Annotated in this window: 27 protein-coding genes; 15 read left to right on the top strand and 12 right to left on the bottom strand. The window is 73.0% G+C overall.

Annotation, left to right across the window (positions count from 1 at the left end; genetic code table 11):
• From F563_RS0116275 to F563_RS0116265, 3 genes are all read right to left on the bottom strand, one after another.
• Nucleotides 1–328: transposase (locus F563_RS0116275; RefSeq protein WP_026299652.1), on the bottom strand; the 328-nt coding region annotated here is incomplete at its 3' end.
• 61 nt (nucleotides 329–389) lie between these two features.
• Nucleotides 390–1,961, bottom strand: a complete 1,572-nt coding sequence (locus tag F563_RS0116270; RefSeq protein WP_026299651.1) for an ABC transporter substrate-binding protein — start codon at nucleotides 1,959–1,961, stop codon at nucleotides 390–392.
• 62 nt (nucleotides 1,962–2,023) lie between these two features.
• Nucleotides 2,024–2,929 (bottom strand): diacylglycerol/lipid kinase family protein, encoded by a 906-nt coding sequence (locus F563_RS0116265; RefSeq protein ID WP_019015747.1) that lies wholly within the window; start codon nucleotides 2,927–2,929, stop codon nucleotides 2,024–2,026.
• A gap of 156 nt (nucleotides 2,930–3,085) precedes the next feature.
• Between F563_RS0116265 and F563_RS0116260 the strand changes: the two genes are divergently transcribed.
• Both F563_RS0116260 and F563_RS0116255 read left to right on the top strand, forming a co-directional pair.
• Entirely contained in the window at nucleotides 3,086–3,892 is an 807-nt protein-coding gene (locus F563_RS0116260) for a UDP-2,3-diacylglucosamine diphosphatase (protein WP_019015746.1), read from the top strand.
• A 49-nt stretch (nucleotides 3,893–3,941) separates the two neighbouring features.
• A complete protein-coding gene (locus F563_RS0116255) occupies nucleotides 3,942–4,949 on the top strand; it encodes a glycosyltransferase family 4 protein (RefSeq protein ID WP_019015745.1) in 1,008 nt (335 codons plus the stop codon).
• Nucleotides 4,950–4,967: 18 nt separating this feature from the next.
• On the opposite strand, the gene F563_RS0116250 is transcribed toward F563_RS0116255, so the two are convergent.
• The 3 genes from F563_RS0116250 to F563_RS0116240 all read right to left on the bottom strand — a co-directional run bounded on the left by F563_RS0116250 (nucleotide 4,968) and on the right by F563_RS0116240 (nucleotide 7,549).
• Nucleotides 4,968–5,330: a nuclear transport factor 2 family protein gene (locus F563_RS0116250; RefSeq protein WP_019015744.1), complete on the bottom strand. Its 363-nt coding sequence runs from the start codon at nucleotides 5,328–5,330 to the stop codon at nucleotides 4,968–4,970.
• Between the two features lie 42 nt (nucleotides 5,331–5,372).
• A complete protein-coding gene (locus F563_RS0116245) occupies nucleotides 5,373–5,864 on the bottom strand; it encodes a carboxymuconolactone decarboxylase family protein (protein WP_019015743.1) in 492 nt (163 codons plus the stop codon).
• 131 nt (nucleotides 5,865–5,995) lie between these two features.
• Nucleotides 5,996–7,549 carry an alpha/beta fold hydrolase gene (locus F563_RS0116240; protein ID WP_019015742.1) on the bottom strand — a complete coding sequence of 518 codons (1,554 nt, stop codon included), beginning with the start codon at nucleotides 7,547–7,549 and terminating at the stop codon, nucleotides 5,996–5,998.
• 144 nt (nucleotides 7,550–7,693) lie between these two features.
• Between F563_RS0116240 and F563_RS25695 the strand changes: the two genes are divergently transcribed.
• Genes F563_RS25695 through F563_RS0116220 form a run of 4 tightly spaced genes read left to right on the top strand, consistent with a single transcriptional unit; the run spans nucleotide 7,694 to nucleotide 11,617 of the window.
• Nucleotides 7,694–8,386: a lysophospholipid acyltransferase family protein gene (locus tag F563_RS25695; RefSeq protein ID WP_019015741.1), complete on the top strand. Its 693-nt coding sequence runs from the start codon at nucleotides 7,694–7,696 to the stop codon at nucleotides 8,384–8,386.
• Nucleotides 8,383–9,705, top strand: a complete 1,323-nt coding sequence (locus F563_RS25690; protein ID WP_019015740.1) for a 3-deoxy-D-manno-octulosonic acid transferase — start codon at nucleotides 8,383–8,385, stop codon at nucleotides 9,703–9,705. The genes F563_RS25695 and F563_RS25690 overlap by 4 nt, the downstream gene beginning before the upstream one ends.
• Before the next feature lie 11 nt (nucleotides 9,706–9,716).
• Entirely contained in the window at nucleotides 9,717–10,715 is a 999-nt protein-coding gene (gene lpxK, locus F563_RS0116225; RefSeq protein WP_035575461.1) for a tetraacyldisaccharide 4'-kinase, read from the top strand.
• The gene (locus F563_RS0116220) at nucleotides 10,712–11,617 is read left to right on the top strand and encodes an LpxL/LpxP family acyltransferase (RefSeq protein WP_019015738.1); all 906 of its coding nucleotides are present in this window, start codon (nucleotides 10,712–10,714) and stop codon (nucleotides 11,615–11,617) included. The genes lpxK and F563_RS0116220 overlap by 4 nt, the downstream gene beginning before the upstream one ends.
• Before the next feature lie 6 nt (nucleotides 11,618–11,623).
• On the opposite strand, the gene F563_RS0116215 is transcribed toward F563_RS0116220, so the two are convergent.
• The 4 genes from F563_RS0116215 to xseA all read right to left on the bottom strand — a co-directional run bounded on the left by F563_RS0116215 (nucleotide 11,624) and on the right by xseA (nucleotide 15,983).
• Nucleotides 11,624–13,105: a methyl-accepting chemotaxis protein gene (locus F563_RS0116215; RefSeq protein WP_019015737.1), complete on the bottom strand. Its 1,482-nt coding sequence runs from the start codon at nucleotides 13,103–13,105 to the stop codon at nucleotides 11,624–11,626.
• Nucleotides 13,102–13,428, bottom strand: a complete 327-nt coding sequence (locus tag F563_RS0116210; RefSeq protein ID WP_019015736.1) for a hypothetical protein — start codon at nucleotides 13,426–13,428, stop codon at nucleotides 13,102–13,104. Before F563_RS0116210 ends, F563_RS0116215 begins: the two co-directional genes overlap by 4 nt.
• 345 nt (nucleotides 13,429–13,773) lie before the next feature.
• Complete coding sequence (locus F563_RS0116200) at nucleotides 13,774–14,592, bottom strand: M23 family metallopeptidase (protein WP_019015734.1); 819 nt, start codon at nucleotides 14,590–14,592, stop codon at nucleotides 13,774–13,776.
• Nucleotides 14,589–15,983: an exodeoxyribonuclease VII large subunit gene (gene xseA / locus F563_RS0116195; protein ID WP_019015733.1), complete on the bottom strand. Its 1,395-nt coding sequence runs from the start codon at nucleotides 15,981–15,983 to the stop codon at nucleotides 14,589–14,591. The genes F563_RS0116200 and xseA overlap by 4 nt, the downstream gene beginning before the upstream one ends.
• Before the next feature lie 58 nt (nucleotides 15,984–16,041).
• Here xseA and purD point away from each other — a divergent pair, with 58 nt between their 5' ends.
• Both purD and F563_RS0116185 read left to right on the top strand, forming a co-directional pair.
• Nucleotides 16,042–17,313, top strand: coding sequence for a phosphoribosylamine--glycine ligase (purD, locus tag F563_RS0116190; RefSeq protein WP_019015732.1), 1,272 nt, complete (start codon nucleotides 16,042–16,044; stop codon nucleotides 17,311–17,313).
• A 122-nt stretch (nucleotides 17,314–17,435) separates the two neighbouring features.
• Entirely contained in the window at nucleotides 17,436–18,401 is a 966-nt protein-coding gene (locus tag F563_RS0116185; RefSeq protein WP_019015731.1) for a tripartite tricarboxylate transporter substrate binding protein, read from the top strand.
• Nucleotide 18,402: 1 nt separating this feature from the next.
• Here F563_RS0116185 and F563_RS0116180 read toward each other — a convergent pair whose 3' ends face one another.
• Nucleotides 18,403–18,834: a nucleoside deaminase gene (locus F563_RS0116180; RefSeq protein WP_019015730.1), complete on the bottom strand. Its 432-nt coding sequence runs from the start codon at nucleotides 18,832–18,834 to the stop codon at nucleotides 18,403–18,405.
• 59 nt (nucleotides 18,835–18,893) lie between these two features.
• Between F563_RS0116180 and F563_RS0116175 the strand changes: the two genes are divergently transcribed.
• Genes F563_RS0116175 through F563_RS0116160 form a run of 4 tightly spaced genes read left to right on the top strand, consistent with a single transcriptional unit; the run spans nucleotide 18,894 to nucleotide 21,195 of the window.
• Nucleotides 18,894–19,646, top strand: a complete 753-nt coding sequence (locus tag F563_RS0116175; RefSeq protein ID WP_019015729.1) for a pseudouridine synthase — start codon at nucleotides 18,894–18,896, stop codon at nucleotides 19,644–19,646.
• Entirely contained in the window at nucleotides 19,646–20,218 is a 573-nt protein-coding gene (gene rsmD / locus F563_RS0116170) for a 16S rRNA (guanine(966)-N(2))-methyltransferase RsmD (protein WP_019015728.1), read from the top strand. The genes F563_RS0116175 and rsmD overlap by 1 nt, the downstream gene beginning before the upstream one ends.
• 23 nt (nucleotides 20,219–20,241) lie before the next feature.
• A complete protein-coding gene (locus F563_RS0116165) occupies nucleotides 20,242–20,697 on the top strand; it encodes a hypothetical protein (protein WP_019015727.1) in 456 nt (151 codons plus the stop codon).
• A 51-nt stretch (nucleotides 20,698–20,748) separates the two neighbouring features.
• Nucleotides 20,749–21,195: a hypothetical protein gene (locus F563_RS0116160; protein ID WP_019015726.1), complete on the top strand. Its 447-nt coding sequence runs from the start codon at nucleotides 20,749–20,751 to the stop codon at nucleotides 21,193–21,195.
• Here F563_RS0116160 and F563_RS0116155 read toward each other — a convergent pair.
• A complete protein-coding gene (locus F563_RS0116155; protein WP_026299649.1) occupies nucleotides 21,115–21,867 on the bottom strand; it encodes a TetR/AcrR family transcriptional regulator in 753 nt (250 codons plus the stop codon). The genes F563_RS0116160 and F563_RS0116155 overlap by 81 nt on opposite strands.
• A gap of 104 nt (nucleotides 21,868–21,971) precedes the next feature.
• On the opposite strand from F563_RS0116155, the gene F563_RS0116150 reads away from it, so the two are divergent.
• Genes F563_RS0116150 through F563_RS22945 form a run of 3 tightly spaced genes read left to right on the top strand, consistent with a single transcriptional unit; the run spans nucleotide 21,972 to nucleotide 24,854 of the window.
• The gene (locus F563_RS0116150; RefSeq protein ID WP_019015724.1) at nucleotides 21,972–23,111 is read left to right on the top strand and encodes an ABC transporter permease; all 1,140 of its coding nucleotides are present in this window, start codon (nucleotides 21,972–21,974) and stop codon (nucleotides 23,109–23,111) included.
• The gene (locus tag F563_RS0116145; protein WP_019015723.1) at nucleotides 23,108–23,824 is read left to right on the top strand and encodes an ABC transporter ATP-binding protein; all 717 of its coding nucleotides are present in this window, start codon (nucleotides 23,108–23,110) and stop codon (nucleotides 23,822–23,824) included. The genes F563_RS0116150 and F563_RS0116145 overlap by 4 nt, the downstream gene beginning before the upstream one ends.
• A gap of 1 nt (nucleotide 23,825) precedes the next feature.
• On the top strand, nucleotides 23,826–24,854 hold the full coding sequence (locus tag F563_RS22945) for an efflux RND transporter periplasmic adaptor subunit (protein WP_019015722.1): 1,029 nt from the start codon (nucleotides 23,826–23,828) through the stop codon (nucleotides 24,852–24,854).
• Nucleotides 24,855–24,935 lie beyond the last annotated feature (81 nt).

The raw sequence follows: 24,935 nt of genomic DNA, 5'->3' as shown, positions 1-24,935 counted from the left end.
GGCCAGCCGCCTCGCGATCCAGCATCAGCGCCACGTCGTGGATGGTGCGGAACAGCAGCCGCCGGACGAAGCGGCGGAACCACCAGTAGACCGTCTGCCATGGGCCGAAGTGCACCGGCAGCATCCGCCAGCCACCCGCGCTTCGTGCCATGTAGCGGATCGCGTTCAGCACCTCACGCAGATCGACTGACGGCTTCCGACCGCGCCGCGACGGCTTCGGCAGCAACGGCTCGATCCGCGCCCATTCCTCGTCCGTCAGGTCAGACGGGTAGCGCTTCGCCTTCCGGCCAAGCTCGGCCATCCGGCCTCGCGTCTCTCGGGTCCACATCCCGAGCTTGATTCATCCCCCGCCGCGTCGCGCCAAGCCATTCTCAAACGGTCACTGAGCGCTACTCCACCTTCACCGACCGGCCGAACACCAGATTGTCGGCCCGGTGCGTCACCGTCACGTTCGCCTTCATCGCGAACGGGATCATCAGGTGATAGAGCGGGATGTGGCCGAACTCGCCGTTGTGCACGCGCTGCGCCTCGTGGATCAGCGCGGTGCGCTTCTCCGGGTCGGTCGCCGCCTCGATCTCGCGGATCAGCGCGTCGACGCGCGGATTCGCGTAGCCGCCCCAGTTCCACGAGCCTCCACCCGCCTGGCCGCGCGTCATCATGATGCCGCGCAGCGTGTAGAGCGCATCGAAGGTCGGCACGCCCCAGGTGAGGCCGTAGAAGCTCGACCGTCCCTCGCGGATCTTCTGGATGAACACGCTGTTCGGCATCACCTCCAGCCGCACGCGGATGCCGATCTGCGCCAGCATCGCCGCCGCCGCCTGGCACACGCCGTCGTAGTTGCCGGCCGGGCAGTCGAGCGCGACCTCGAACCCGTCAGGATAGCCCGCCTCGGCGAGCAGGCGTTTGGCGCGCTCGCGATCGACCGCCGGCCGGGTCGCGTAAGCCGGATCGTAGCCCGTGACGAACTGAGTCCACATGCTGGCGGTCGGCACGGCGAGGCCGCGCAGCACGCGCGTGCGGATCGCCTCCATGTCGATCGAGATCGCCACCGCCTCGCGCACCCGCGCGTCCTTGAAAGGATTGCGGCCGCGGATATTGGAGGAGCCGAGCTCGTCGCGCTCCTGGTCCATCGCCAGCCACATCGTGCGGTTCTCCTGGCCGACCAGCACCTTCAGGCGCTGGTCGCGCTGCAGCCGCGCGACATCCTGGTGCGGCACGGTGTGCACGAAATCGACCTCGCCCGAGAGCAGCGCGGCGATCCGCGTCGCATCCGAGGCGATCACGACATGCTGCCACTCGGTCACGTCGGTCGGGCCCGCCGCACCGCCCCACCAGTCCGGGTTGCGCGCGAGCACGGTGCGCACGTCGGGCTCGCGCGAGCGGAACACGAACGGGCCGGTGCCGTTGGCGTTGCGCGCGGCGAAGGTCTCCTCGCGTTCGCGCAGGTTCTGCGGGCGGCTCGCGTTGTTCGCCTCCGACCACTCCTTGTCCATCATGAGCACGCGGGTGAGCTTGTCCGGGATCACCGCGTCGGGCACGCGCGTGATCAGGTCGACCACATGCGACGACACCTTCTCGGCCCGATCGACGGTATCGACATAGATCGTGAAGTTGCTGGTCGGCGAGGTCGCACGCGCGATCGAGAACACCACGTCATCCGCATCGAAGTCGTTGCCGTTGTGGAACCGCACGCCCTCGCGCAGCCAGAACCGCCAGCGCGTCGGCTCGATCTGCTCCCAGCGCAGCGCGAGGCCGGGGATCAGCTTGAGATCGTCGCCGCGATCGATCAGCGGCTCGTAGATCTGGCCCGTGATCAGGTAGGTGAAGAAGGCGTTGTTCGCGTGCGGATCGAGTGTCGCCGCGTCCGAGGTGGTGGCGAAGCGGAAGGTCTTGGCGTCGGCATCGGCCGCGACAGCCGTGAAGGCCAGCGTCGCCGCGAGCGCGAAGGAGGGTATGCGCATCATCGGTCTCCGTTGCGTGAGCGGGTGAAGCCTAGGTGCCGCGGCGCGGCGGTGCAATGGGATCAGGCGGCCACGACCGCGATCCGCGTCGCCGCATCCGTGACGACCACCGGCGTGGTGCCGATCAGATCGCCATCCGCCTGCACCGGCAGCCCTTCGGGCGCGGCGATCTCCAGCGCCGCGACACGCTGGCGGATGAGCCCCGGCAGTCCGGGCAGCAATCCGAGCGGCAGCGCGATCCCTGCGCGCAGCGCCGACCCCCAGCCGCCACGCCCGAACACGCAGGCCGAGAGGCCGACCGCGTCAGGCGTCGCCTCGGGGGCAAGCACGAAGCGGCCGCCGTAGAAACGACCCTTGGTGGCAATGACCTGCGCGCCCTCCACCGCCCTGTCCTCGAGCATCAGGCGAAGGCGGGGGAACGGCCAGGCGGCGATCTGGCGCAGCGTCTCGACGACATAGGCGCCCTTGCCGATGCGCCGCTTCAGCGCGCCGTTGAGCGACGCGACCACCGCCGCATCCAGTCCGACGCCGAGCATCTGCACGAACAGCCGGGCGCGGCCATCGGCGAAGCGGGCGGAACCCGGAATGACCAAACGCGCGCCGCCGCGCTTCAGCGCCGCCGCGATGGCCGCCGCGCCGAACGGCAGGCCGAGCTCGTGTGCGAACACGTTCGCCGTGCCGATCGGGATCACGCCGAGCCGCGCATCGCTGCCGGCGATGCCGTTCACCACCTCGGCGATGGTGCCGTCCCCGCCCGCGGCAACCACCACCCGTTCGCCACTCGCCACGGCCTCGCGCGCGAGCGCCTCGGCATGGCCGGGCGCCGCGGTATCGGCGACCGTGAAGCGGATCCCCGCCTCGGCGAGCGCGCCCGCGACCCGCTCGAAGCGGCGGCGCCGCCGCGCCCCGGCAGCGGGGTTGAAGATCACCAGCACGCGCGACCGCAGGCGCCGCGACGGGCGCCACAAACGCACAAGATATCCACAGTCGATGACACCCCGATGACAAAGAAGCGGACAGACCATTACACCTTATTGCTGACGCGTTTCATGAAATCTTCATGGCAAGATACGGAAATGCCTGCGTAGAGGGGCGCAGAGAAGCGTTGAAGGAGTGCCGCGCGCATGAACGCGCCGCTGGTCAGCCGGACCTACCGCACGGTCTTCATTTCCGATCTGCATCTCGGCACGCGCGGCTGCCGTTCCGACTTCCTGCTCGACTTCCTGCGCCGTGTGGACTGCCGCCAGCTCTATCTTGTCGGCGACGTGGTGGACGGATGGCGGCTGCGCCGGTCCTGGTACTGGGACGAGACGCATGACGAGATCCTGCGGGTGATCCTCGCCAAGGCGCGTGCCGGCACCCAGGTGACCTACATCCCCGGCAACCACGACGAGCTGTTCCGCGCCTGGATGCCGATGGAGTTCGCGGGGGTGCGGCTGCGCCGCGACGCCGAACACGTCACGGCCGATGGGCGGCGCCTGCTGGTGATGCACGGCGACGAGTTCGATTCGGTGGTGCGCTACGCCCGCTTCCTCGCCGTGCTGGGCGACTGGGCCTATACCTGCGCGCTCGTGCTGAACCGCTGGTTCAATGCCGCCCGCCGCCGCCTCGGCTATCCGTACTGGTCGCTCTCGGCCTGGCTGAAGCGCCAGGTGAAGGAGGCGGTGAAGGCGATCGACCGGTTCGAGACGGCGCTGGCCGCCGAGGCGCGCCGGCGCGGCTGCGACGGCGTGGTGTGCGGACATATCCACCACGCCGCGATCCGCGAGGTCGATGGCGTGGCCTACATGAACGACGGCGACTGGGTGGAGTCCTGCACCGCGCTGGTCGAGCACGCCGATGGCCGGCTTGAGCTGGTGGACTGGGCGGCGGAGAACCGACTGTCGTTCTGGAACCCGCCGGCGCGGGCGGCAGCCCTTGCTCCGGCGTAGGCGACCCTCGCGCGATGATGCGCTGCCCTGGTTCACCCCGGCCGGCCCCGTGCGCATCCTGATCGTTTCGGATGCGTGGATGCCGCAGGTGAACGGCGTGGTGCGCACGCTCGCCACCGTGCGCGACGAACTCGCGCAGATGGGCCACGTCGTGGAGGTGGTGGGACCCGATCGGTTCCGCACGATTCCCGCACCGACCGAGCCGGATGTGCGGCTCGCGATCCTGCCGGGGCGGCGGCTGCGCGCGATCATCGACGAGTTCGCCCCCGATGCGATCCATATCGCGACCGAAGGCCCGCTCGGCCTTGCCGCGCGCCGGCTCTGCCTGAAGCGCGGCTGGCCCTTCACCACGGCCTTCCACACTCGCTTCCCCGAATACCTCAAGGCGCGGCTCGGCGTGCCGCTCGGGCTGACCTGGGCGCTCATGCGCCGCTTCCACCGGCCCTCGGCGGCGGTGCTCACGGCGACCGCGTCGTTGCGCGAGGAGCTCGTCGCGCGCGGCTTCCGCAACATCGCCGCCTGGACGCGCGGGGTCGATCTCGGGCTGTTCCGCCCGCGCGAGCGCGGCGCGCTGAACCTGCCGCGCCCGGTGTTCCTCTATGTCGGCCGGGTGGCGGTGGAGAAGAACATCGAGGCGTTCCTGTCCCTCGATCTGCCCGGCTCGAAGGTGGTGGTGGGCGACGGCCCGGCGCGGCCGGCGCTGCAGGCGCGCTTCCCCGACGCGCATTTCCTGGGCGCGAAGTTCGGCGAGGATCTCGCCGCGGCCTACGCCGAGGCCGACGTGTTCGTGTTCCCCTCCCTCACCGACACCTTCGGCCTGGTGATCGTCGAGGCGCTCGCCTGTGGCACGCCGGTCGCCGCCTACCCGGTGATGGGCCCGAAGGACGTGATCGACGGCGCGCCCGTGGGCGCGCTCGACCACGATCTCGCCGCAGCCGCCCGCGCCGCGCTCCGGCTCGATCGCGGGGCCTGCCGTCGCTTCGCCGAAGGGTTCTCCTGGCGCCGCTGCGCCGAGATCCTGCTCGAACGCCTCGCACCGATCGAGCGCGCTGCCTGAGCCGCGCGCCCGTACCACCTATTCGTCCCAGGCGTGCACGACCGTGTGGCGGGCGATCCGCCCGCCCGCGAGTTCGAGCACGGCGATGCCGAACACCTTCGCCCCGTCAGGATAGGTGCAGTCCTGGGTGAAGGCGAGCCGATCCCCCTCCGCGATCGTGACATCGACGCGATGGGCGATGTTGCGGCTGCACATGTCGTCCCAGAAGGCGCGGATCGCCGCCCGGCCCTTGACCTCGCGCGGCCGGCTCGGCGGGTTGTTGCGGTCGACCACGCGGATGGTCGCGTCGTCGCCATAGAAGCCGATGAAGGCCTCGGCGTCGCGCGCCTCGATCGCCCGCTTGATCGCGGGGCCGCTGACGGCGGTGAGCGTCGTTGCCATGACAGTCTCCCTTCAGGCCGGGTTGCGCCCGGCATGATCCCGTCAGCGCGTCGGTGCCGTCCGCGCACGCTCCGCCGCCAGCCGCAGCACGGTGTCGGTCTCGCTGCGGAAACCCGCCGGATCGACCTGCATGCCCTGCAGCACCGTGCTCCAGTGGCGCACGATCGCGGCCATCGCCACGGCCTCGCGGAGCTCCTGGTCGGTCGCGCCGTTCGCCTTCGCGGCGGCGGTGTGGAAGTAGACGCAGTACTGGCACGGGATCTGGGCGGCGACCGCGAGCCCGATCAGCTCCTTGACCTTGCCGTTCAGCGCGGTGTCGGGGCTGAGCTGCACCGCCTTGAACGAGGCCCAGGCGCCGGCGATACCGGATTCCGGAAACATCCGGAAGAAGCCCGGCACGAGGCCGAGTGTCTGCTCGATATCCTGATAGGCGGCGCGCGCGCCGGCATCCTCGGCGGAAGCCGGGAGACTCACGGCAAGCGTGCCGGCGAACGCCAGCGCGGGAGCCAGCGCACGCAGTGTGATGGGTCGCATCGTTGGTCCTCCGTATCGGGCCGTGCCAGAGCGCGCCATCCGCTCCGTCGGCTTGTCGAGAGGTTGCCGCAACGGCGTGGCCGTTGCTTCGCCCGAACGGACCACGGGCGCGATGGTCCGTTCGGGCCAGGTCAGACCCTGCGTCGTGCCGCGAACGCGGCCGCCGCCGCCCGCGTCGGCAGGTCGAGCTTCAACAGGATGTTGGCGACGTGCCGTTTCACGGTGTGCTCGCTGAGCGCCAGCCTCGCTGCGATCGCGGCATTGCCCAGCCCGTCCGCGATCAGCCCGAGCACCTCCCGCTCGCGCCCGCTCAGCGCCGCGAGGTCGGGCTCCGCCGGGCTGCGCGCGCGCGGTTCGAGATGCTGCTCGGCCACCACCGCCAGCAGCGGCACCGGCCCGTCCATCCCGCCGATCGTCGTGGCGCCGCGTTCCTTGAAGTGCAGCCCCGAGCCCGCGACCAGATCGCGCACCACGCCGGAGACGAGGATCTCCCCGGCACCGGCGAGCGCCGCGATGCGCTCGGCGACATGCAGGGCGAGCCCGGCCGCCTGTGTGCTGCGCAGATCGACCTCGCCGGCATGCACGCCGATCGCAAGCGCGATGCCGAGCGCGGCCGACTCGTGCCGCAGCGCGACCGCGGCATGCACGGCGCGCGCGGATCCATCAAACCGCGCGGCGATCGTCTCGCTGCCGCTGCCGATCACGCGACCGCCGTGACGCGCCGTGATCTCGTCGGCACGGCCGTGCAGGTGCGCGATACGCTCCGCCCAGAGCCGGTCGCCGAGCCGCGCTGCCGCGCGTTCGGGATGGGCCAGACGGGCGACCAGCAGGGTCGCCAGCACCCGGTCGGACGCGGCGGCGCTGTGCGTGCCGGTGAGGAACTCCTCGATCGCATCGACCACGCGATCGATGTCCCCGGTCCAGATCGGGTGGTCGCGACCGGGCAGCTCGACGAACCGTGCCCCCGGGATGCGCTCGGCGAGGAAGCGCCCGGCGGCGAACTTCACGCGCGCATCCTCGCGGCGGTGGATCACCAGGGTGGGCACGCGGATCGCGCCCAGCACGCCGCGCACGTCGATCGTCGCGTTCATCCGCGCGAGCGCGATCGCCGCCGTCGGGCTCACCGAGAGGCGCTCGAAGCGCGCCCACCAGGCGCTGAAACGCGGGTCGTGCACCAGGCCGGGTGCGAAGCTCGCGAGCGAGGCGCCCGTGCCCCAGCTCTGTTCGGCCTTGCGCACGAAGTCGGCGAACTGCTCGGCACTCAAGACCGCGCTGTGGAACTGCGCGTAGCCGCCGTAGAGCACCAGCGCGCGCGTCCGCTCGGGGTACGTGGCGGCGAACAGGATCGACATCGGCGCGCCCTCGGAGGCGCCGAGCAGCGCCGCGCGCCCGCTGCCGACCGCATCCATCACCGCGCGCACATCGTCCATCCGGGTCTCCAGATCCGGCAGGTGCTGCACATCCACCCGGTCGCTGAGCCCGGTGCCGCGCTTGTCGAAATGGATCACCCGCGCGAATGCCGAGAGCCGACGCAGCAGGTGGCTGTAGCCCGGCTCCTCCCAGTGCAGCTCCAGGTTCGAGATGAAGCCGGGCACGAACACGAGGTCGATCGGCCCCTGGCCGGTCACCTGGTAGGCGATCCGGACCCCGCCACTCAGGGCATAGCGTGTGTGGGGCGTCTGCACTCCCCGTCTCCGGGCCGCTCCGACTCAGGGTAGCAGGTCCGGCGCTGCCCGCGACAGCGCGCGTGGCGGTTTGGCGCGCGCGTGGCCGCATGCTAAGCGCGCGGCGCCATGGTCCCGGCGCCCCCTTCAGCCTGATCCGACCGCGTGCTCAAGCGACTCCTGCGCCATCCGCGCGCCCTCGCCCTCGGCGCGGCCGCCATCGCGGCTTGGCTCCGCCTCGTCCACCGCACCACGCGCTGGCGCATCGAGGGGCGCGAGCACGCCCGCGCGGTGTGGGAGTCGGGCGTTCCCGCGATCGGTGCGTTCTGGCACGAGCAGGTGCCGCTGATGGCGTTCATCTGGACGCACCGGATCGCCGGCGAAGCGGGGCCGGGGCGGATGCGCTGCGTCGTGCTGGTGAGCCGCCACCGCGACGGCAGGCTGATCGGCGACATCGCGACCCGCCTCGGCATCGAGGCAACCTACGGCAGTTCGTCGAAGGGCGCGCTCGAAGGCTTCCGCGAGCTGCTGCGCCTGCTCGAGGATGGCCACACGGTCGCCATCACGCCGGACGGTCCGCGCGGCCCGCGGCGCGTCGCCCAGCCCGGTGTGGCGCGGCTCGCGGCGCTGTCCGGCGCCAAGGTGGTACCGGTCGGCATCGCCGTCTCACGGCGCCGGCGGCTCAAGACCTGGGACCGGATGATCTTCCCGCTGCCCTTCGGCCGCGGCGGCATGGTGTATGGCGCACCGATCGCAGTTGCGCCGGACGCGGACGAGAGCGCCGTCCTGGCGGAGATCGCCGCGGCCATGGATGCGGCGGCCGCGCGCGCCGAGGCGCTTGCCGAGGGTCGCGCGTGAGCCCCACCGGCGCGCTCTGGCGGGCGGCCGCCACGCTCGCCGCGCCCGCCCTGCCGCTCTGGCTCGCCCGCCGCGCCCGGCGCGGCAAGGAGTTCCCCGCGCGGCTGCCCGAGCGTCGCGGCATCGCCCGGTTGCCGCGGCCGGCGGGGCGGCTGCTCTGGCTGCACGCCGCCTCGGTCGGCGAGACCCAGTCCGTGCTGCCGCTGATCGCGCGGCTGCGCGAGAGCCGCCCCGATCTCGCCGTGCTGCTCACCACCGCCACGGTGACCGCGGCGCGGCTGATCGGCCACCGCCTCGGCGAGCGCGCGGCCGATCCCGAACGGTCCGGCCTGCTGCCCGGGCATCCCTGGCTGATCCACCAGTTCGCCCCGCTCGACGTGCCGGCCTGGATCAGCCGTTTCCTCGACCACTGGCGCCCCGACGCGGCGGGCTTCGTCGAGAGCGAGCTCTGGCCGAATGCGCTCACGGCGCTCGGCAGCCGCGGAGTACCGGTGGCGCTGATCAACGCGCGGCTGTCGGCGCGCTCCTTCGCGCGCTGGCGGCTCGCCCCGGGGCTCGCGCGCCGGCTGCTCCGCGCCTTCGCGCTGGTCCTGCCGCAATCCGCCGGCGATGCCGAGCGGCTCGCCCGGCTCGGCGCGACCGTATCGCCGCCCGGCAACCTCAAGCTTGCGACGCCACCCCTGCCGGCCGACGAGACCGAGCGCGCCCGTCTCGCCGCCCTGTTCGGCGCTGATCCCGTCTGGGTCGCCGCCAGCACCCATGCCGGCGAGGAGACGCAGGTTCTTGCCGCTCATCGTCTCGCCCTCGCGGCCGTCCCGGCGCTGCGGCTGATCCTCGCGCCGCGGCACCCGGAGCGCGGCGCCGAGGTCGCCGAGACGGCTGCCGCCGCGGGCTTCGCTGCCGGCCGGCGCAGCGCGGGTGAGGACCCCGACGGCCCGGTCTGGATCGCCGACACGCTGGGCGAGCTCGGCCTCTGGTACCGCCTGGGCCTGGGCGCCTATGTGGGGGGATCGCTGATCCCGCGCGGCGGGCAGAACCCGCTGGAGCCCGCCCGGCTCGGCCTGCCGGTGGCGTTCGGGCCCGACATGGGCAACTTCGCCGAGATCGCCGCCATGCTGCGCGCGGCCGGGGCGGCGAGCGAGGTCGGCGATGCCGCGGCACTCGCCGCCTGGGCCGTGCGGCTGGTGCGCGAGCCGGCCTGGCGCGCCGAGGCCGGGCGCGCCGCCGCGACCGCTGCTGCGACGCACGCCATGGTGCTGGACCGGATGGCCGAAGGGCTGCTAGGCCTTCTCCCGGCAGGGGAGCACACGGAAGGGTAGAGGCAAGGATGCTGCGCGCACCCGAGTTCTGGCGCCCTGGCGGAGGCGGACTGCCCGCCCTGCTTCTGTCCCCCTTCTCGGCCCTCTATGCCGGCGCCACCAAGCGCCGCGTGGCGCGCGAGGGCTGGCAGGCGCCGGTGCCGGTGATTTGCTGCGGCAATGTCACCGCCGGCGGCGCCGGCAAGACCACGGTCGCGATCGACCTGCTGGACCGGCTGCGCCGCCGAGGGGTCGAAGCGCATGGGCTGCTGCGCGGCTATGGCGGTCGGCTGAAGGGCCCGGTGCGGGTCGACCCCGAGCGTCACGACAGCCGCGATGTCGGCGACGAGGCGCTGCTGCTCGCGGGCGTCGCGCCGACCTGGGTCTCGGCGGACCGCGCGGCCGGAGCACGCGCGGCGATCGCCGAGGGCGCGCAGGCGATCGTGATGGATGACGGGCTGCAGAACCCCACGCTCGCCAAGTCGCTGTCGCTGCTGGTGGTCGATGGCGGGTTCGGCTTCGGCAATGGCCGCGTGATCCCGGCCGGGCCGCTGCGCGAGCCGGTGGCGGCCGCCGCCGCGCGCGCCCATGCCGCCGTGCTGATCGGCGCGGACGAGACCGGCGTGCTCGCTGCCCTGCCGGCCGAACTGCCGGTGCTGCGCGCGCGGCTGACCCCGGGGCCGGAGACGGCGATGCTGGCCGGCCGGCCGGTGCTCGCCTTCGCCGGCATCGCCAACCCGCGCAAGTTCTTCGACACGCTGACCGAGGCCGGGGTGATCGTGGTCGGGCGCCAGAGCTTCGCCGACCATTATCCCTACGACGAGACCGACATCCGGGCGCTGCTGAAGGAGGCCGAGGCGCTGCACGCCCTGCCGGTGACCACCCGCAAGGACATCGTGCGCGTGCCGGCGGAGTTCCGTGACCGGATCGCGGTGGCCTCGATCGGCATCGCCTGGGACGACGAGGCGGCGCTCGAAGGTCTGCTCGCGCCGCATTTCCCGGCCCCGGTGCCCGAACCCCTGCCGGCGTGACCGAACCCAGGCTGCTGCGCCGCCTCCGCTGGCGCGTGGAGGCGGGGCTCGTCCGCGCGCTGTTCGCGGCCGTGCGCACGCTCGGGCTGCGCCGCGCCTCCGATCTCGGCGGCTGGGCCGGGCGCACGCTCGGGCCGAAGCTGCCGGTCAGCCGCGTGGCCGAGGTCAATCTCCGCCTCGCCTTCCCGGAGCGCGACGCGGCCTGGCGGGGCGCCACGATCCGCGCGATGTGGGACAATCTCGGCCGGGTGGCGGGCGAACTCCCGTTCCTGCCCGCGCTGATGGACGATCCGGGGGCGGTCACGGTCGAGGGCGCCGAAGAGTTCGACGCGATCGCGCGCGCAGGCCGCCCGGCGATCGTGTTCTCCGGCCACTTCGCCAACTGGGAGATCTTGACCCCCACCGCGGCGCGGCGCGCCCCGACCGCGGTGGTCTATCGCGCGATCGGCAACCCGTTGATCGATGCGCTGGTGGCCGCGCTGCGCCAGGCCGCCATCGGTGGCGGGACGGGGATGATGCAGCCGAAGGGCACGGCTGGGGCACGCGAGACGCTTGCGCATCTGCGCCGCGGCGGTGTGGTCGGGATGCTGATGGATCAGAAGATGAACGACGGCATCGAGGCGCGGCTGTTCGGCGTGCCGGCGATGACCGCGCCGGCGCTCGCGCATCTGGCACTGCGCTTCCGCTGCCCCGTGTTCCCGACGCGCGCGCTGCGTCTCGGCCCCGCGCGGTACCGTGTCGTCGTGGAGCCACCCCTCCCCCTGCCCGACACGGGCGACCGCCATACCGACATCGCGGCGCTGACCCAGGCGGTGAACGACACGCTGGAGCGCTGGATCCGTGACCGGCCCGCCGAGTGGCTCTGGCTGCACCGCCGCTTCGACAAGGCGCTCTATCGCTGAGCCGGCTCAGCCGGCGCGCAGCGTGGCCGAGACCGTCTCGATGTGGCGCCTGAGCGCGACCGCGCTCTCGGCGAGCGACCGCGCCGCCGCGCGGCCCTGCTCGGCACGCGCCGCGTTCGCCTCGGTCGCCCGCTCGACCGCGGCGACGCGCTCGGCCACCGACTGCGCCGCCCCGGCGGCGCTCTGCGAGGAGCGCACGATCTCGGCGATCGCGGCGGCCTGCTGCTCCATGGTCGCGGCGATGGCGGCGGTGGCGGCTTCGAGCTCGCGGATCGCGGCGACGATGCCCGAGACCGTCTGCACGGTCCGCTCGGCCACGCGGCCCGCGCCGGCGATCTCCATCGCGATCTCCTCGGTCGCCTTGGCGGTCTGGGTCGCGAGCGCCTTCACCTCGGAGGCGACCACGGCGAAGCCCTTGCCGGCCTCGCCGGCGCGCGCCGCCTCGATGGTGGCGTTCAGCGCCAGCAGGTTGGTGCGCGCGGCGACATCGCCGATCACCGAGGTGACGTCCTCGATCCGGCGCGTGGCGCGGCCGAGATCCGCGACCGTCGTGTCGGCGCTCGCCGCCTCCTCGGCCGCCCGGGTCGCCATCGCCGCCGCAGCACTGAGGCGGCGGGTGATCTCGGCGATCGAGGCGGTCATCTCCTCGGCCGCCGCGGCCGCGACCTGAAGATCGGCCGAGGCCCCCTGGGCGGCCGCCGCGACGGCGGCAGCGTCCGCGCGCATTGCCGCCGCACCGGTGGCGATCGCCTCCGCCGTCTCGCCCGTCTCCCCCGACGCGGCCTCGACCGCCGAGGCGATGCCGCCCACGTCGCGCTCCACCCGTTCGGCGAGCGAGGTGGCGACCGCGCGCTTCGCCTCGGCCGCGGCGGCGCGCGTGCGCTCGGCCTCCTCGGCCAGACGACGCACCTCGGCGCCGGCCGCGCGCGCCTCCTCGGCCGCACGCTCGGCCGCGGGCAGCGCCTGCTCGACGCGGAGCGCGAGCCAGCACAGGGTCACGGTCTCGGCGATCACGATCACGGCGTGCAGCACCACGCGGCCGAGATCGGCGCCCTCAGGGAACACCAGCGCCGGCGCCACCACGTTGAGCGTCAGGTGGTGCAGCGCCGTGACCCCCGCGCCGGCGAGGATCACCCGCCAGTCGGCGAAGGCGGCGAGAATCGCCAGCGCGGCGAAGAAGTACATGTGCAGGTCGATCTGCCAGGGATGCCCTGCGGCCTCCGCGACCAGCATGGCCGGCGCGCCGACCACGCCGACGGCGATGGCGAGCCGCGTGCCGAGGCCGGTCGGATCGCTCCGCCACAGCACCGTCGCCACCCCGGCGAACAGGGCCATGATCGCCATCGCGAGCCAGGGATCGCCGCCGAACGCCCAGGCGGCAAGGCCGGCAACCGGGAGGTGCAGCCACAGCAGGCCGAGCAGGAAACGGGCGGCGGCGGCGCGCAGCGCCTCGAGCGCATTGCTCTCGACGTCGGTGGGGAGGGTCATCCGGATGTCCTTGCGAAACAGCCCCGCAGCGCCGCGGCATTCAGCACCAGGATGGCCCCGGCGGCACGCAGCCGGGCGATCCCGCCCGGCTCGACCGCCGCCAGCACGCCGCCGGCGAGGCTGCTGACCGGCACCGCCTCTGCCGCCATGGCGCGCAGCGCCGCCTGCTCTGCCGCGATCGGGCCGAACCAGGCGAGCACCATGCCGCGCTCGGGCGGGGAGAGGGCGACGGCGGCCACCAGCACCGGGCTCGCGAGCGCCAGCAGGGCGGCAGGCAGCAGGGCGCGCAGGCCGGCGCGCGGGGTGGTCCGCGGAGGGGGCATGGCGCGACGGTAGCGGCGAGGAATGAACGGCCGGTTGACGCGCCTGCGCAGACACGAAGGCAGAGTGAGCGCGGGAACGCTGCGCTCAGACGGGACGGAGCACCGCCGCGAGGGGCCGGCTCAGGCTGAACGGGGCCGCCGCTGTCCGATCTGCCGCCGGGCCCGCGGCGGTTAAAGGTCCATGCGCCCTCGGGCCGCGCCGTGCTGGTGGAGACGCGCGCGGTCGAGCTCGACAGCCTGGTCGCCAGCCGCGGCCCGGACGGCCGGCGCAATCCGGCCTATCCGCGCGAGGAGGGCATCCAGCCGCGCGACCGCGGCGCCGCGCCCTGGCGCCATAGGCCGCGCTCACGCCTCGGGCATCGGCGGCAGCGCGGTCTGCGGGTCGAGCGGCGTGCCGCGCCAGCCGATCTCGAAATGGAGATGCGGCCCCGTGACGCGCCCCGTCGCGCCGACCGCGCCGATGATCTCGCCCTTGGCCACACGCTGCCCGACGCGCACATCGATGCGTGAAAGGTGCATGCAGGTCGAACTCACCCCGTGGCCATGATCGAGCACGACGGTCGAGCCGGGGAAATACATCTCCGGCTGCGCCAGCCGGACGATGCCCGAGCACGCGGCGGCGACGGGCGTGCCGGTCGGGCGCGCGACATCGACGCCGAAATGCGGCTGGCGCGGCTGGCCGTTGAGGATGCGGCGCGAGCCGAACACGCCGCTGATCCGTCCCGTCACCGGCCAGTCGAACCCTTCGGTGAAGAAGGGTTCGGGCGTGTCGTGGCCGCCGCGCGCCTCGCGCAGCATCTCGCGTTCGCGCGCGATGCGTTCGAGGGTTTCCGGCGGCGGCGTGACCATGGCCGGCGGCAGGCCGGTGATCGGCTGTTCGAGCCAGCGCCGCGGCGCGACCGCGAGCGTGATGGTCTCGCGCGCCCCGCCCGGCCGGGTGACCGCGAGCGTGGACTTCTCCGCCGCATCGCGGCCGAAGCCGAAAGCGAAGGCGCCGGAGGCGGCGACGCGGACGCCGCGTCCGTCGAGGGCGAGCCGCGTGCCCGGCGGGGCCATGCCGGTGACGAAGGCGCCCTGCTCGATCCGCCCGTCGAGCGTGACCGCGCGGGCCGGCGCGGTGAGCAGGCAGAGCGGGCTGGCGAGCAACAGCCGTCGTGCGATCACAAGAGCGTCTCCTGCACTGGCGTGTCCTTGGTGCGGCGCGAGGGTCCGCCCTCGGCGATCACGCGCGCCTCGCCATCGGCGAAGCGCAGCCCGAGCCTCTTGCCCGGCGTGACCGCGTGCGCGGAGGTCACGGCATGGCCCGCCGTGTCGGTGACGAGGGCGAAGCCGCGCGCCAGCACGGACTGGTACGAGACGGCATCGAGCCGCGGGCTCAGCGCGCCGAGCCGTGCCGCGGCGGCGGCGAGCGCGCGGGCGACGCGGTCGTCCAGCCGATGCGAGACGAGATCGAGGGCCGCGCGCTTGCCCGCGATCGTCTCGCGCGGGTGCGGCAGGCGCGCGGCACTGCGGTCGAGCGCGTGGCGCCGGGTCGCGAGCAGAGCGACGATCGCCGCATCCAGCCGGGCCGAGCGGTCGTCCAACCGCTGCTGCGCCGCCGCGATCAGCGCCGGCAGGTCGGGGATGAAGCGCTCGGCGCGTTCCAGCCGGAGCCGCCGCTCGTTGACGATGCGCGCGATCGCGGACGAGGCGCGCGCGCGCACCTGGTCGAGATGGCGGATCAGATCGACGCGCACCGGCACGGCGAGCTCGGCCGCCGCGGTCGGGGTCGGCGCGCGCATATCGGCGGCGAAGTCGATCAGCGTGGTGTCGGTCTCGTGGCCGACCGCGCTGATCAGCGGGATCGCGCTCGCCGCCGCCGCGCGCACGACCGCCTCGTCGTTGAACGCCATCAGGTCCTCGAGGCTGCCGCCGCCGCGCGCGACGATCAGCAGGTCGGGGCGCGGGATGGCGCCGTTCTCCGGCAGCGCGTTGAAGCCGTCGATTGCGGCCGCGATCTGCTCGGCCGCGCCGTTGCCCTGCACCGCGACGGGCCAGACCAGCACCTCGCGCGGGAAGCGGTCGGCGAGGCGATGGAGGATGTCGCGGATCACCGCGCCGCGCGGCGAGGTGACGATGCCGATCACGCGCGGGATGCGCGGGATGGGCCGCTTGCGCGCGGCGTCGAACAGCCCCTCGGCCGCGAGCTTCTTGCGCAGCGCCTCGATGCGCGCGAGCAAGGCGCCCTCGCCCGCGTATTCCAGCCGTTCGATCTGCAACTGGTAGGTCGAGCGGTCCGCGTAGGTGGTGAGCTTGCCGGTGGCGATCACCTCGACGCCGTTCTCGGGGGCGAGCCCGAGCCGCGGCACGGCCGATTTCCAGATCACCGCGGCGAGCTTGGCGTTCTCGTCCTTGAGCGAGAGATAGACATGGCCCGAAGGGTAGCGCTTCAGCTCGGTGATCTCGCCGCGCACGCGGATGCGGCCGAACTCCCCCTCGAGCGTGCGGCGGATCGCGGTCGCGAGCTCCGAGACGGCGAACTCGGGCAGGTTGTGGCCGGGCGGGGCGTCTTGCATCGGCCGCCACCATAGGCGAGCAAGGCCGCGTCGGCGAAGCGCGCGGAAGGGGGCTCACGTGAAGGTTCTGCTGGTCGGGTCCGGGGGCCGCGAGCACGCGCTGGCCTGGGCGATCGCCGCCTCGCCGCTCGTCGAGCGCCTCTGGTGCGCGCCGGGCAATCCCGGGATCGCGCAGGAGGCGACCTGCGTGCCGATCGGCGCGACGGACATCCCCGCGCTGGTGGCGTTCGCCCGGGAGAACGCGGTCGATCTGGTGGTGCCGGGGCCCGAGGCGCCGCTGGTCGCCGGCCTCGCCGATGCCTGCGCCGAGGCCGGGATCGCCTGTTTCGGCCCGAGCGCCGCGGCCGCCCGGCTGGAAGGCTCCAAGGCGTTCATGAAGGAGGTCTGCGCCGCCGCCGGGGTGCCGACCGCCCCCTCGGCGACCTTCACGGACGCGGAGGCGGCCAAGGCGCATGTGCGGCGGGAAGGCGCGCCGATCGTGGTCAAGGCCGACGGGCTCGCCGCCGGCAAGGGCGTGGTGGTGGCTGCGACCGTGGCGGAGGCCGAGGCCGCGATCGACGCCTTCATGCGCGACCGCGTGCACGGCGAGGCGGGTGCCGCCGTGGTGATCGAGGCCTGTCTGGTCGGCGAGGAGGTGTCGTTCTTCGCCCTCTGCGACGGCGCGCACGCCGTGCCGTTCGGCGCGGCGCAGGACCACAAGCGCGTGGGCGAGGGCGATACAGGGCCGAACACCGGCGGCATGGGGGCCTACGCGCCGCCGCCCGCCTTCACGCCCGAACTGGAACGGCAGGTGATGGCGGCGATCGTGCAGCCGACGCTGGCGGAGATGGTCCGCCGCGGCGCACCGTTCCGCGGCGTGCTCTTCTGCGGCCTGATGCTGACCGAGGCGGGGCCGCGCCTCCTGGAGTTCAACGTGCGCTTCGGCGATCCCGAGTGCCAGGTGCTGATGCTCCGGCTGATGAGCGACCTCGTGCCGGCCATGCAGGCTGCCTGCGACGGCGTGCTCGATCGCTTCGCAGTCCGGTTCGAACCCGTGTCGGCGATCGCGGTGGTGATGGCCGCGCGGGGCTATCCGGGCACGCCGGTGACGGGCAGCGAGATCCGCGGCCTGGATCGTGCCGCCGCGGTGCCGAAGGTCCGGGTGTTCCATGCCGGCACGCGCGCGGAGGGCGGGCGCATCGTCGCGGCGGGCGGGCGGGTGCTGAACATCTGCGCCACCGGAACCACGCTGGCCGAGGCGCGCGATGCGGCCTATGCCGCCATCGATGCGATCGACTGGCCGGAAGGGTTCTGCCGCCGCGACATCGGCCACCGCGCTTTCGGCCGCTGAGCCACCCGATGCGCCGGTCGATGCGCCGGCGCCGCCCACGAATCGCCTTCCCCGTCGTGGGATCGGCTGGCACACTCCGGCGATCAGGCGCGCCCGAGACGCGCCCCATGGGAGGAGAGACGATGTCCACACGGATCACCCGCCGTGCGACCCTTGCCCTGAGCGCGGCCGCGCTCGCCACGCCCGCGATCGGTCAGCCCCGCTTCCCCGACCGTCCGATCCGTCTGATCTGCCCCTGGCCGGCCGGCGGCTCGACCGACGGACAGATGCGTGCCTTCGCCGAAGCAGCCGGCAAGCATCTCGGCCAGCCGGTGGTGATCGAGAACCGGCCCGGGGCCTCCGGCACGCTCGGCGCGATCGCGATGAGGCAGGCCCGCCCCGACGGCTACACGCTCACGCAGTTCCCGATCACGGTGTTCCGTTTCCCCTTCATGCAGGACAATCCGGCCTGGGATCCGCTGACTGATTTCACCTATGTCACGCATCTCACCGGCTATCTGTTCGGCGTCACGGTGCGTGCGGACAGCGAGTTCAAGACCTTCCAGGACCTGATCGCCTGGGCGAAGGCCAATCCGGGCCGGCTCAGCTACGGCACGCCCGGCGTGGGCACGACGCTGCACATCACCATGGAGCGGATCGCGCAGGCCGCCGGCGTCGAGTTCCTGCACGTGCCGTTCCGTGGCTTCGCCGACAATTCCGCAAGCCTGCTCGGCGGCAACACCATGGCGCTGGCGGACAGCTCGGCCTGGGCGCCGCTGGTCGAGGCCGGGCGGATGCGCGCCCTCTGTGTCTGGACGGGCGAGCGTGTGGCGCGCTTCCCCGACGTGCCGACGCTGCGCGAGCTCGGCTATGACATCGTCTCGACCTCGCCCTATGGCGTGGGCGGGCCTGCGGGAATGCCCCCCGAGGTGGTGCGCACGCTGGATGCGGCGTTCCTCAAGGCGCTCGACGATCCTCAGCATCTCGAGGTGCTGAAGCGCTTCGACATGGTGAAGGTCGCGCTGAATCACGCCGCCTACACCGAGGAGGTGAAGCGGATGGTCGCGATCGAGAAGGAGATCGTGCAGCGGCTCGGGCTGAAGGTCTGAGTCACCGCCGCGCGGCGAAGAAGTCGCGCAGCAGGGCCGCGGCCTCCGACTCGGCCACGCCGCCGACCACCTCGGGCCGATGGTGCGTGGTCGGCTGGTCGAAGATGCGCGGCCCGTGCTCGATGCCGCCGCCCTTCGGGTCGTAGGCGCCGAACACCACGCGGCGGACGCGGAACAGCGCGATCGCCGCGGCGCACATCGCACAGGGCTCCAGCGTGACGAACAGGTCGCAGTCGGGCAGGCGCGGCTCGCCACGCAGAGCCGCCGCCGCGCGCAGCGCCAGCAGTTCGGCATGCGCGGTCGGGTCGGCGCGTTCCTCCACCCGGTTGCCGGCACGCGCGAGCACCGCGCCGCCGGCATCCGTCACCACGGCGCCCACCGGCACCTCGCCGCGGGCGCCAGCGGCGCGCGCCTCGTCCAGCGCCACCGCCATGGGGGAGAAACGCCGCTCCATCCGCGCTACATCACCCGGATGACGCGAAGGGACAACCGATGAAGCGCGCCGGGACCGGCACGGGCGAGCGGATCGCCAAGTGGCTCGCCCATGCCGGCATCGCCAGCCGGCGCGATGCTGAGAAGATGATCGCCGAGGGCCGCGTGGCCGTGAACGGACGGCGTCTTACCGACCCGGCCGTGCTGGTCGAGCCGGGCGACGCGGTGACGGTGGACAAGGTGCCCGTGGAGCCGCCCGGCCGGGCGCGGCTGTTCCGCTACCACAAGCCGCGCGGCCTGCTGGTCACTGCGCGCGACCCGCAGGGCCGGCCGACCGTGTTCGAGCGCCTGCCGCCCGAGCTGCCGCGCGTCGTCTCGGTCGGGCGGCTCGATCTCAACAGCGAGGGGCTGCTGCTGCTCACCACCGACGGCGAGCTCGCGCGCCGGCTCGAACTGCCCGAGAACGGCTGGCTGCGGCGCTATCGCGTGCGCGTGCACGGCCACCCCGATCCGAAGGCACTCGCTGCATTGGCGCAGGGCAGCACGATCGACGGCGTGCGCTACGGGCCGATCGAGGCAGGGCTCGATGCGATCAAGGGCGACAATGCCTGGCTCACGGTCTCGCTGCGCGAGGGCAAGAACCGCGAGGTCCGCCGGGTGATGGAGCACCTCGGCCTGCCGGTGCTGCGGCTGCTGCGCGTCTCCTATGGCCCCTTCGTGCTGGGCAAGCTGCCGCGCGGTGCGGTCGAGGAGGTGCCGGCGAAGGTGCTGCGCGAGCAGCTCGGGATCGCCGCACCGAAGCGTCGGCGGTGATGCGGGTGATCGCCGGCGCCTGGCGTGGCAAACGGCTCGTCGCGCCGCCCGGCACCGCGACCCGCCCCACCGCCGACCGGGCGCGCCAGACCGTGTTCGACGTGCTCTGGCATGCGCGCTGGGCCGGCCGGGGCGTGATCGAGGGGGCGCGTGTGCTGGATGCCTTCGCGGGCTCGGGCGCGATGGGACTCGAGGCGCTGTCGCGTGGCGCGGCGGAGGTGACGTTCCTCGAGACCGATCCGGCCGCGCTGGCCGCGATCCGTGCCAATCTGCGCGCGTGCCGCGCCGAGCCGCGCGGACGCGTGGTCCGTGCCGATGCAACGGCCCCGCCACCGGCGCCGGCACCCTGCGGGCTCGTGTTCCTCGACCCGCCCTACGGCAAGGGACTGGTTGCGGCGGCCCTCCCGGCGCTGGATCGGATGGGATGGATCGGGCGCGAGGCGGTGGTGGTGGCCGAGCTTGGCGCCGGCGAGCCCTTTGTCTGTCCCGACGGCTTCATCATCGAGGACGAACGTGTGATCGGCGCGGCGCGCGTGCTGGTGCTGCGGCGCCGGGGGTCAATGGATCGGTAACGGCTTGGCGGTAAGCCCGGTGCATGGGCGATGCGCTTGCCTTCGAGGTGATGATCTGGGCGCCGATCGCCACGCGCCATGGCGGCAAGGGATGGTGGTACCTGGTCGGCATGCACGACTCGGTGATCGACGCGGCCTTGCAGTTCAGCGAACTGGTCGAGGAGTTTCCCAGCCCCGCCGTGGTCGTGACGCTGGTGGAATCGGTGCTGAACCGGGAAACCGGGCGCTACCACGACAAGATCATCCGCGCACGCGGGCGCATGCCGGGCATCGACCGGCGCACCATGCGCCAGCTCGATGCCGAGACGCGGCGCATGCTCGCCCGCGCCTTTGCCGTTGCGAAGGAGCACCAATGCGAGATCGCGCTTACCGGGCGCGAGGAGGCGGTCGCGGCGCGGCGCGGCTTGGGCCGGGTGCTGCTGCTGGTCTCGTGTGCGGTGGTCGCGCTCGCGGTGGCGGCGGCGATGCCGCATCTCTGACCGAGCAGCGGCGTTTACCCGATCGTAAGAGCGATGGGCGACGCTGGCAGGATGGCGGATCGGGTCTTCGAGATCCTGCTGCACGCCGAGACCTCGACGCGCTTCGGCAGGCGCGGGCGATGGTATCTCGCCGATGCCAACACCGACCGGCGTGTGGGCGAGCGGATCTTCGCCGAACTCTGCGAGCGCTATCCGCACCCCGGCATCTCGGTGGCCCTCGTGCTGTCGGAGCTGAACCGCGAGACCGGGCTCTACCACGACCGCGTGGTGCAGAGCCGCGGCGGCGTGCCGCTGATCAAGCGGGCCGAGGTCCGGCCGCTGACCGAGGAGGCGCGGCGCGAGATCGTGCGCGCCCATCAGGCCGCACCTGCCGGCAAGGACATCGATCTCGGCCGCAGCCCGGCGGCCGTCGTGCCGTCAGCCGGCTCGCCCTGGCCGTGGATCGCGGCCGCCTGCTTCGGCATGGCGGTGTACGCCGCGCTGCGCGGCGGGTTCTGAGGCCGGGCACAACCCCGCCCCGTCGGCCGAGAAGCCGCGACAGATCGCGTCCGCCATCGTCTGGATCAACGCCCCGCGCGGCGACCACGGGAACTCCGGCTTGGTGATCAGCAGCGCGACGAGGCCGTGGCCCGCGGCCCAGATCGCCTCCGCCACCACCTGCGGCTCGGCGGGGCGGAACACGCCGAGCGCGATCAGCCGCGCGACCTCCGCCTGGAGAGCCTGGAAGGTCGCCTGCCCGGTCGGCGCGGACGGCACCCCCGGCTCGCCCGGACGGTGGCCGGCGACGCCGGTGATCGGCGTCATGAAGATTACGCGGTACTCGTCGGGGTGGCTGAGCCCCCAGTCGAGATAGGCCGTCATCACCGCGTGCAGCCGCGCGCGCGGATCCGGATCGCCCTCGGCGCGGGCGAGCTCCTCGCGGAACGCCGCGAGCAGACCCTGGAACAGCTCGTCCGCGACCGCGGCCATCAGGCTCAGCCGGTCGGGGAAGTAGAGATAGAGCGCGGCTGCCGAGACGCCCGCGAGCCGCGCCACCCGGCGCATGGTCAGCGCCTCGAATCCCTCGCGCAGGACGACACGCCTCGCCGCCGCGACCACCTGGCGGCGGCGATCCTCGGCACTGCGCCGGCGCGGCCTCGCCGGTCGTTTCGCCATGGCCTTCCCGGGCATCGCGACTCCGTGACCTGAACGACGTTCAGTTTAGCGCTTGCGGACGCGTGCGCAAGCCGGTATATGAACATCGTTCATCTGAACGTTGTTCAGGAGAGGCCGTGATGATTCGCATCGCATTGCGCATGCTGACGGGCGACACGGCCAAGTATGTCGGCCTGATCGGCGGCGTGGCCTTCGCCGTGATGCTGATGGCGCAGCAGGCCTCGATCTTCGTTGGCCTGATGCTGCGCACCGCCGCACAGGTGATCGACGTGGTGGACGCCGATCTCTGGGTGATGGACCCGCGCGTGATCTATGTCGAGGAGATCGAGCCCTTGCCCGAGAGCGCGCTCTGGCGCGTGCGGGGTGTGGCGGGGGTCGATTGGGCGACGCCGTTCTTCAAGGGGCTGACGGTCGCGCGGGCGCCCGACGGGCGGCTGCAGCAGGTCTTCGTGCTCGGAGTGGATGACGCCTCGCTCGCGGGCGGACCGCCGGTCATGCTCCAGGGCTCGGTCGAGGATCTGCGCCGGCCCGGGGCGATCGTGATCGACCGTGTCGGCGCGCTGTTCATCTGGCCGGGCGAGGAGCCGGCTCCCGGCAAGATGCTGGAGATGGCGGATCGGCGCGCCACGGTCGTGGGCATCGCCGAGGCCTCCGCGCCCTTCACCACGTTCCCGGTGATCTACACCCGCTACTCCGAGGCGCTGCGCTTCGCGCCGCCGCCGCGCAAGCCGCTCTCCTACATCCTGGTGCGCGCCCAGGCCGGCGAGGACATCGACGCGCTCGCGGAACGCATCACCGCCGAGACCGGGCTGCTCGCGCTGCGCTGGCAGGACTTCGCCTGGCGCACCATCCGCTACTACCTGACGCGCACGGGGATCCCGATCAATTTCGGCATCACGGTGGCGCTCGGCTTCATCGTCGGCGCGGCCGTGGTCGGCCAGACCTTCATGATCTTCGTGCTCGAGAACCTGCGCCAGTTCGGCGCGCTCAAGGCGATGGGCGTGTCGAACGGGACGCTGTTGCGCATGGTGCTCGCCCAGGCGGGCGCGGTCGCTGCGATCGGCTACGGGCTCGGCATCGGGCTTGCCGCGGTGTTCTTCGAGGTCACGGGTCGCACGAATGTCGATCTGCGCGGCTTCTTCCTGCCCTGGTGGGTCGCCGCGATCGTCGCCTTCGCGGTCGTCGTGATCATCCTCGTCGCCTCGGTCGCCTCGATCCGCAAGGCGCTCACCCTCGATCCGGCGGTGGTGTTCAAGTGAGCGCGGTCGTCACGGCCCGCGGCGTGGCCAAGGACTTCCCCTCGGGCGACGGCACGATCCGCGTGCTGCACGGCATCGATCTCAGCGTGCGCTCGGGCGAGATGCTGCTGCTGGTCGGGCCCTCGGGCTGCGGCAAGACCACGCTGATCTCGATCCTTGCCGGCATCCTCTCCGCGACCGAAGGCGCGATCGAGGTGCTCGGCCAGGATGTGCGCCACCTCACGCCATCCGCGGCCGCGCGGTTCCGGCGCGAGACGGTGGGCTTCATCTTCCAGCAGTACAACCTGCTGCCGAGCCTGACCGCCGCCGAGAACGCCGCGATCCCGCTGGTGATCCGCGGCGAGCGGCTGGATCGCGCGGCGAGGAAGGCGCGCGCGGTGCTCGACGGTCTCGGCATGGGTGCGCATGCCGACAAGCTGCCGAAGCAGCTCTCGGGCGGGCAGATGCAGCGCGTGGCGATCGCGCGCGCACTCGTGCACGAACCGCCCTTCATCGTCTGCGACGAGCCGACCGCGGCGCTCGATGCCGCGTCGGGCCACGAGGCGATGCGCCAGTTGCGCGAGAGCGCGGTGCGGCCCGGCCGCGCGGTCGTGGTCGTGACGCATGATCCGCGCGTCTACGGCTTCGCCGACCGCATCGCGCGCATGGAGGATGGTCGGATCGTCGAACTCGCCGAGGACGCGGCCGCGATCCGCCGCATGACGGAGCACTGAGATGGCCCGACGCAGCCCGTTCCGCCTCGCCCTGCCCCTGCTGGCGCTGGCCGGCGGCGTGTTCGCCGCCTGGTCGATCGCCTCGCAGCCCGGCACCCCGCCGCGCGCCGAGCCGCCCGCCGCACCGCCCCGCAATCCGTTTCCGGCCGCGGTCGCCGGGCTCGGCGAGGTGGAGCCCGCCTCGGAAACGATCGCGCTCGGCACCGATCTCGCCGGCCTGATCGCCGCGGTGCATGTGCGGGCGGGCGAGCAGGTCACGGCGGGTGCGGCCCTCGTTTCGCTTGACGACAGACGGCTCCGCGCCGCGGTCGCCGAGGCCGAGGCGGCGCTCACCGTCGTGCACGCCAACCGCGAAGAGGCCGCGGCGAGCCTCGCCAGCGCCGAGGCGGAGCGGCGGCGCGCCACACTCGATGCCGAGCGCTACCGCGCGCTCGTGCGCGGCGAGGTCGCCGCCAGCCGCCAGCGCCTCGAGACCGCGGAGGCCGAGGCGCGCAAGGCCGAGGCGAACGTCACGCTCGCGCGCGCGCGCATCGCCGCCGCCGAAGCCGCCGCCCGGCAGGCCGAGGCTGCGCTCGCCCGCGCGCGTGTCGATCTCGACAAGACCGTGCTGCGAGCGCCGATCGCCGGCACGGTGCTGCGCGTGAATGCCCGTCCGGGCGAGTACGCCCAGCCCGGCGCGGCCGAGCCGCTGATCGTGTTCGGCGACCTCTCGGTGCTGCATGTGCGCGTGCAGGTGGACGAGACGGACGCGCCGCGTCTCCGCGGCTCCGGCAGTTCGGTCGCGTTCCTGCGCGGCGACGGCACCCGCTCGGCCGAGCTCGCCTTCGTGCGCATCGAGCCGCTGGCGCGCCCGAAGCGGTTCCTCTCCAACGCGCCGGGCGAGCGCGTCGATACGCGCGTGGTCGAGGCGATCTACCGCCTCGCCCCCGAGGCGCTGCCGGTGCAGGTCGGCCAGATGCTGGACGTGTTCGTCGAAGCAGCGCCACGCTCGGCCGCACGTTCGGTGTGGGAGGTTGCGGGACGGGATTGATCCGACGGCGCATGCCGTCGATACTGTCGTGATGCAGGGGCCTTCCGGTGGTGCGTCCTGCGGCGAGACAGCCTCCGCTCT

Source organism: Elioraea tepidiphila DSM 17972 (genome assembly GCF_000378465.1).
In the GTDB taxonomy this organism is placed as follows: domain Bacteria; phylum Pseudomonadota; class Alphaproteobacteria; order Acetobacterales; family Acetobacteraceae; genus Elioraea; species Elioraea tepidiphila.
This window is presented reverse-complemented; position numbering and strand designations above follow the sequence as displayed.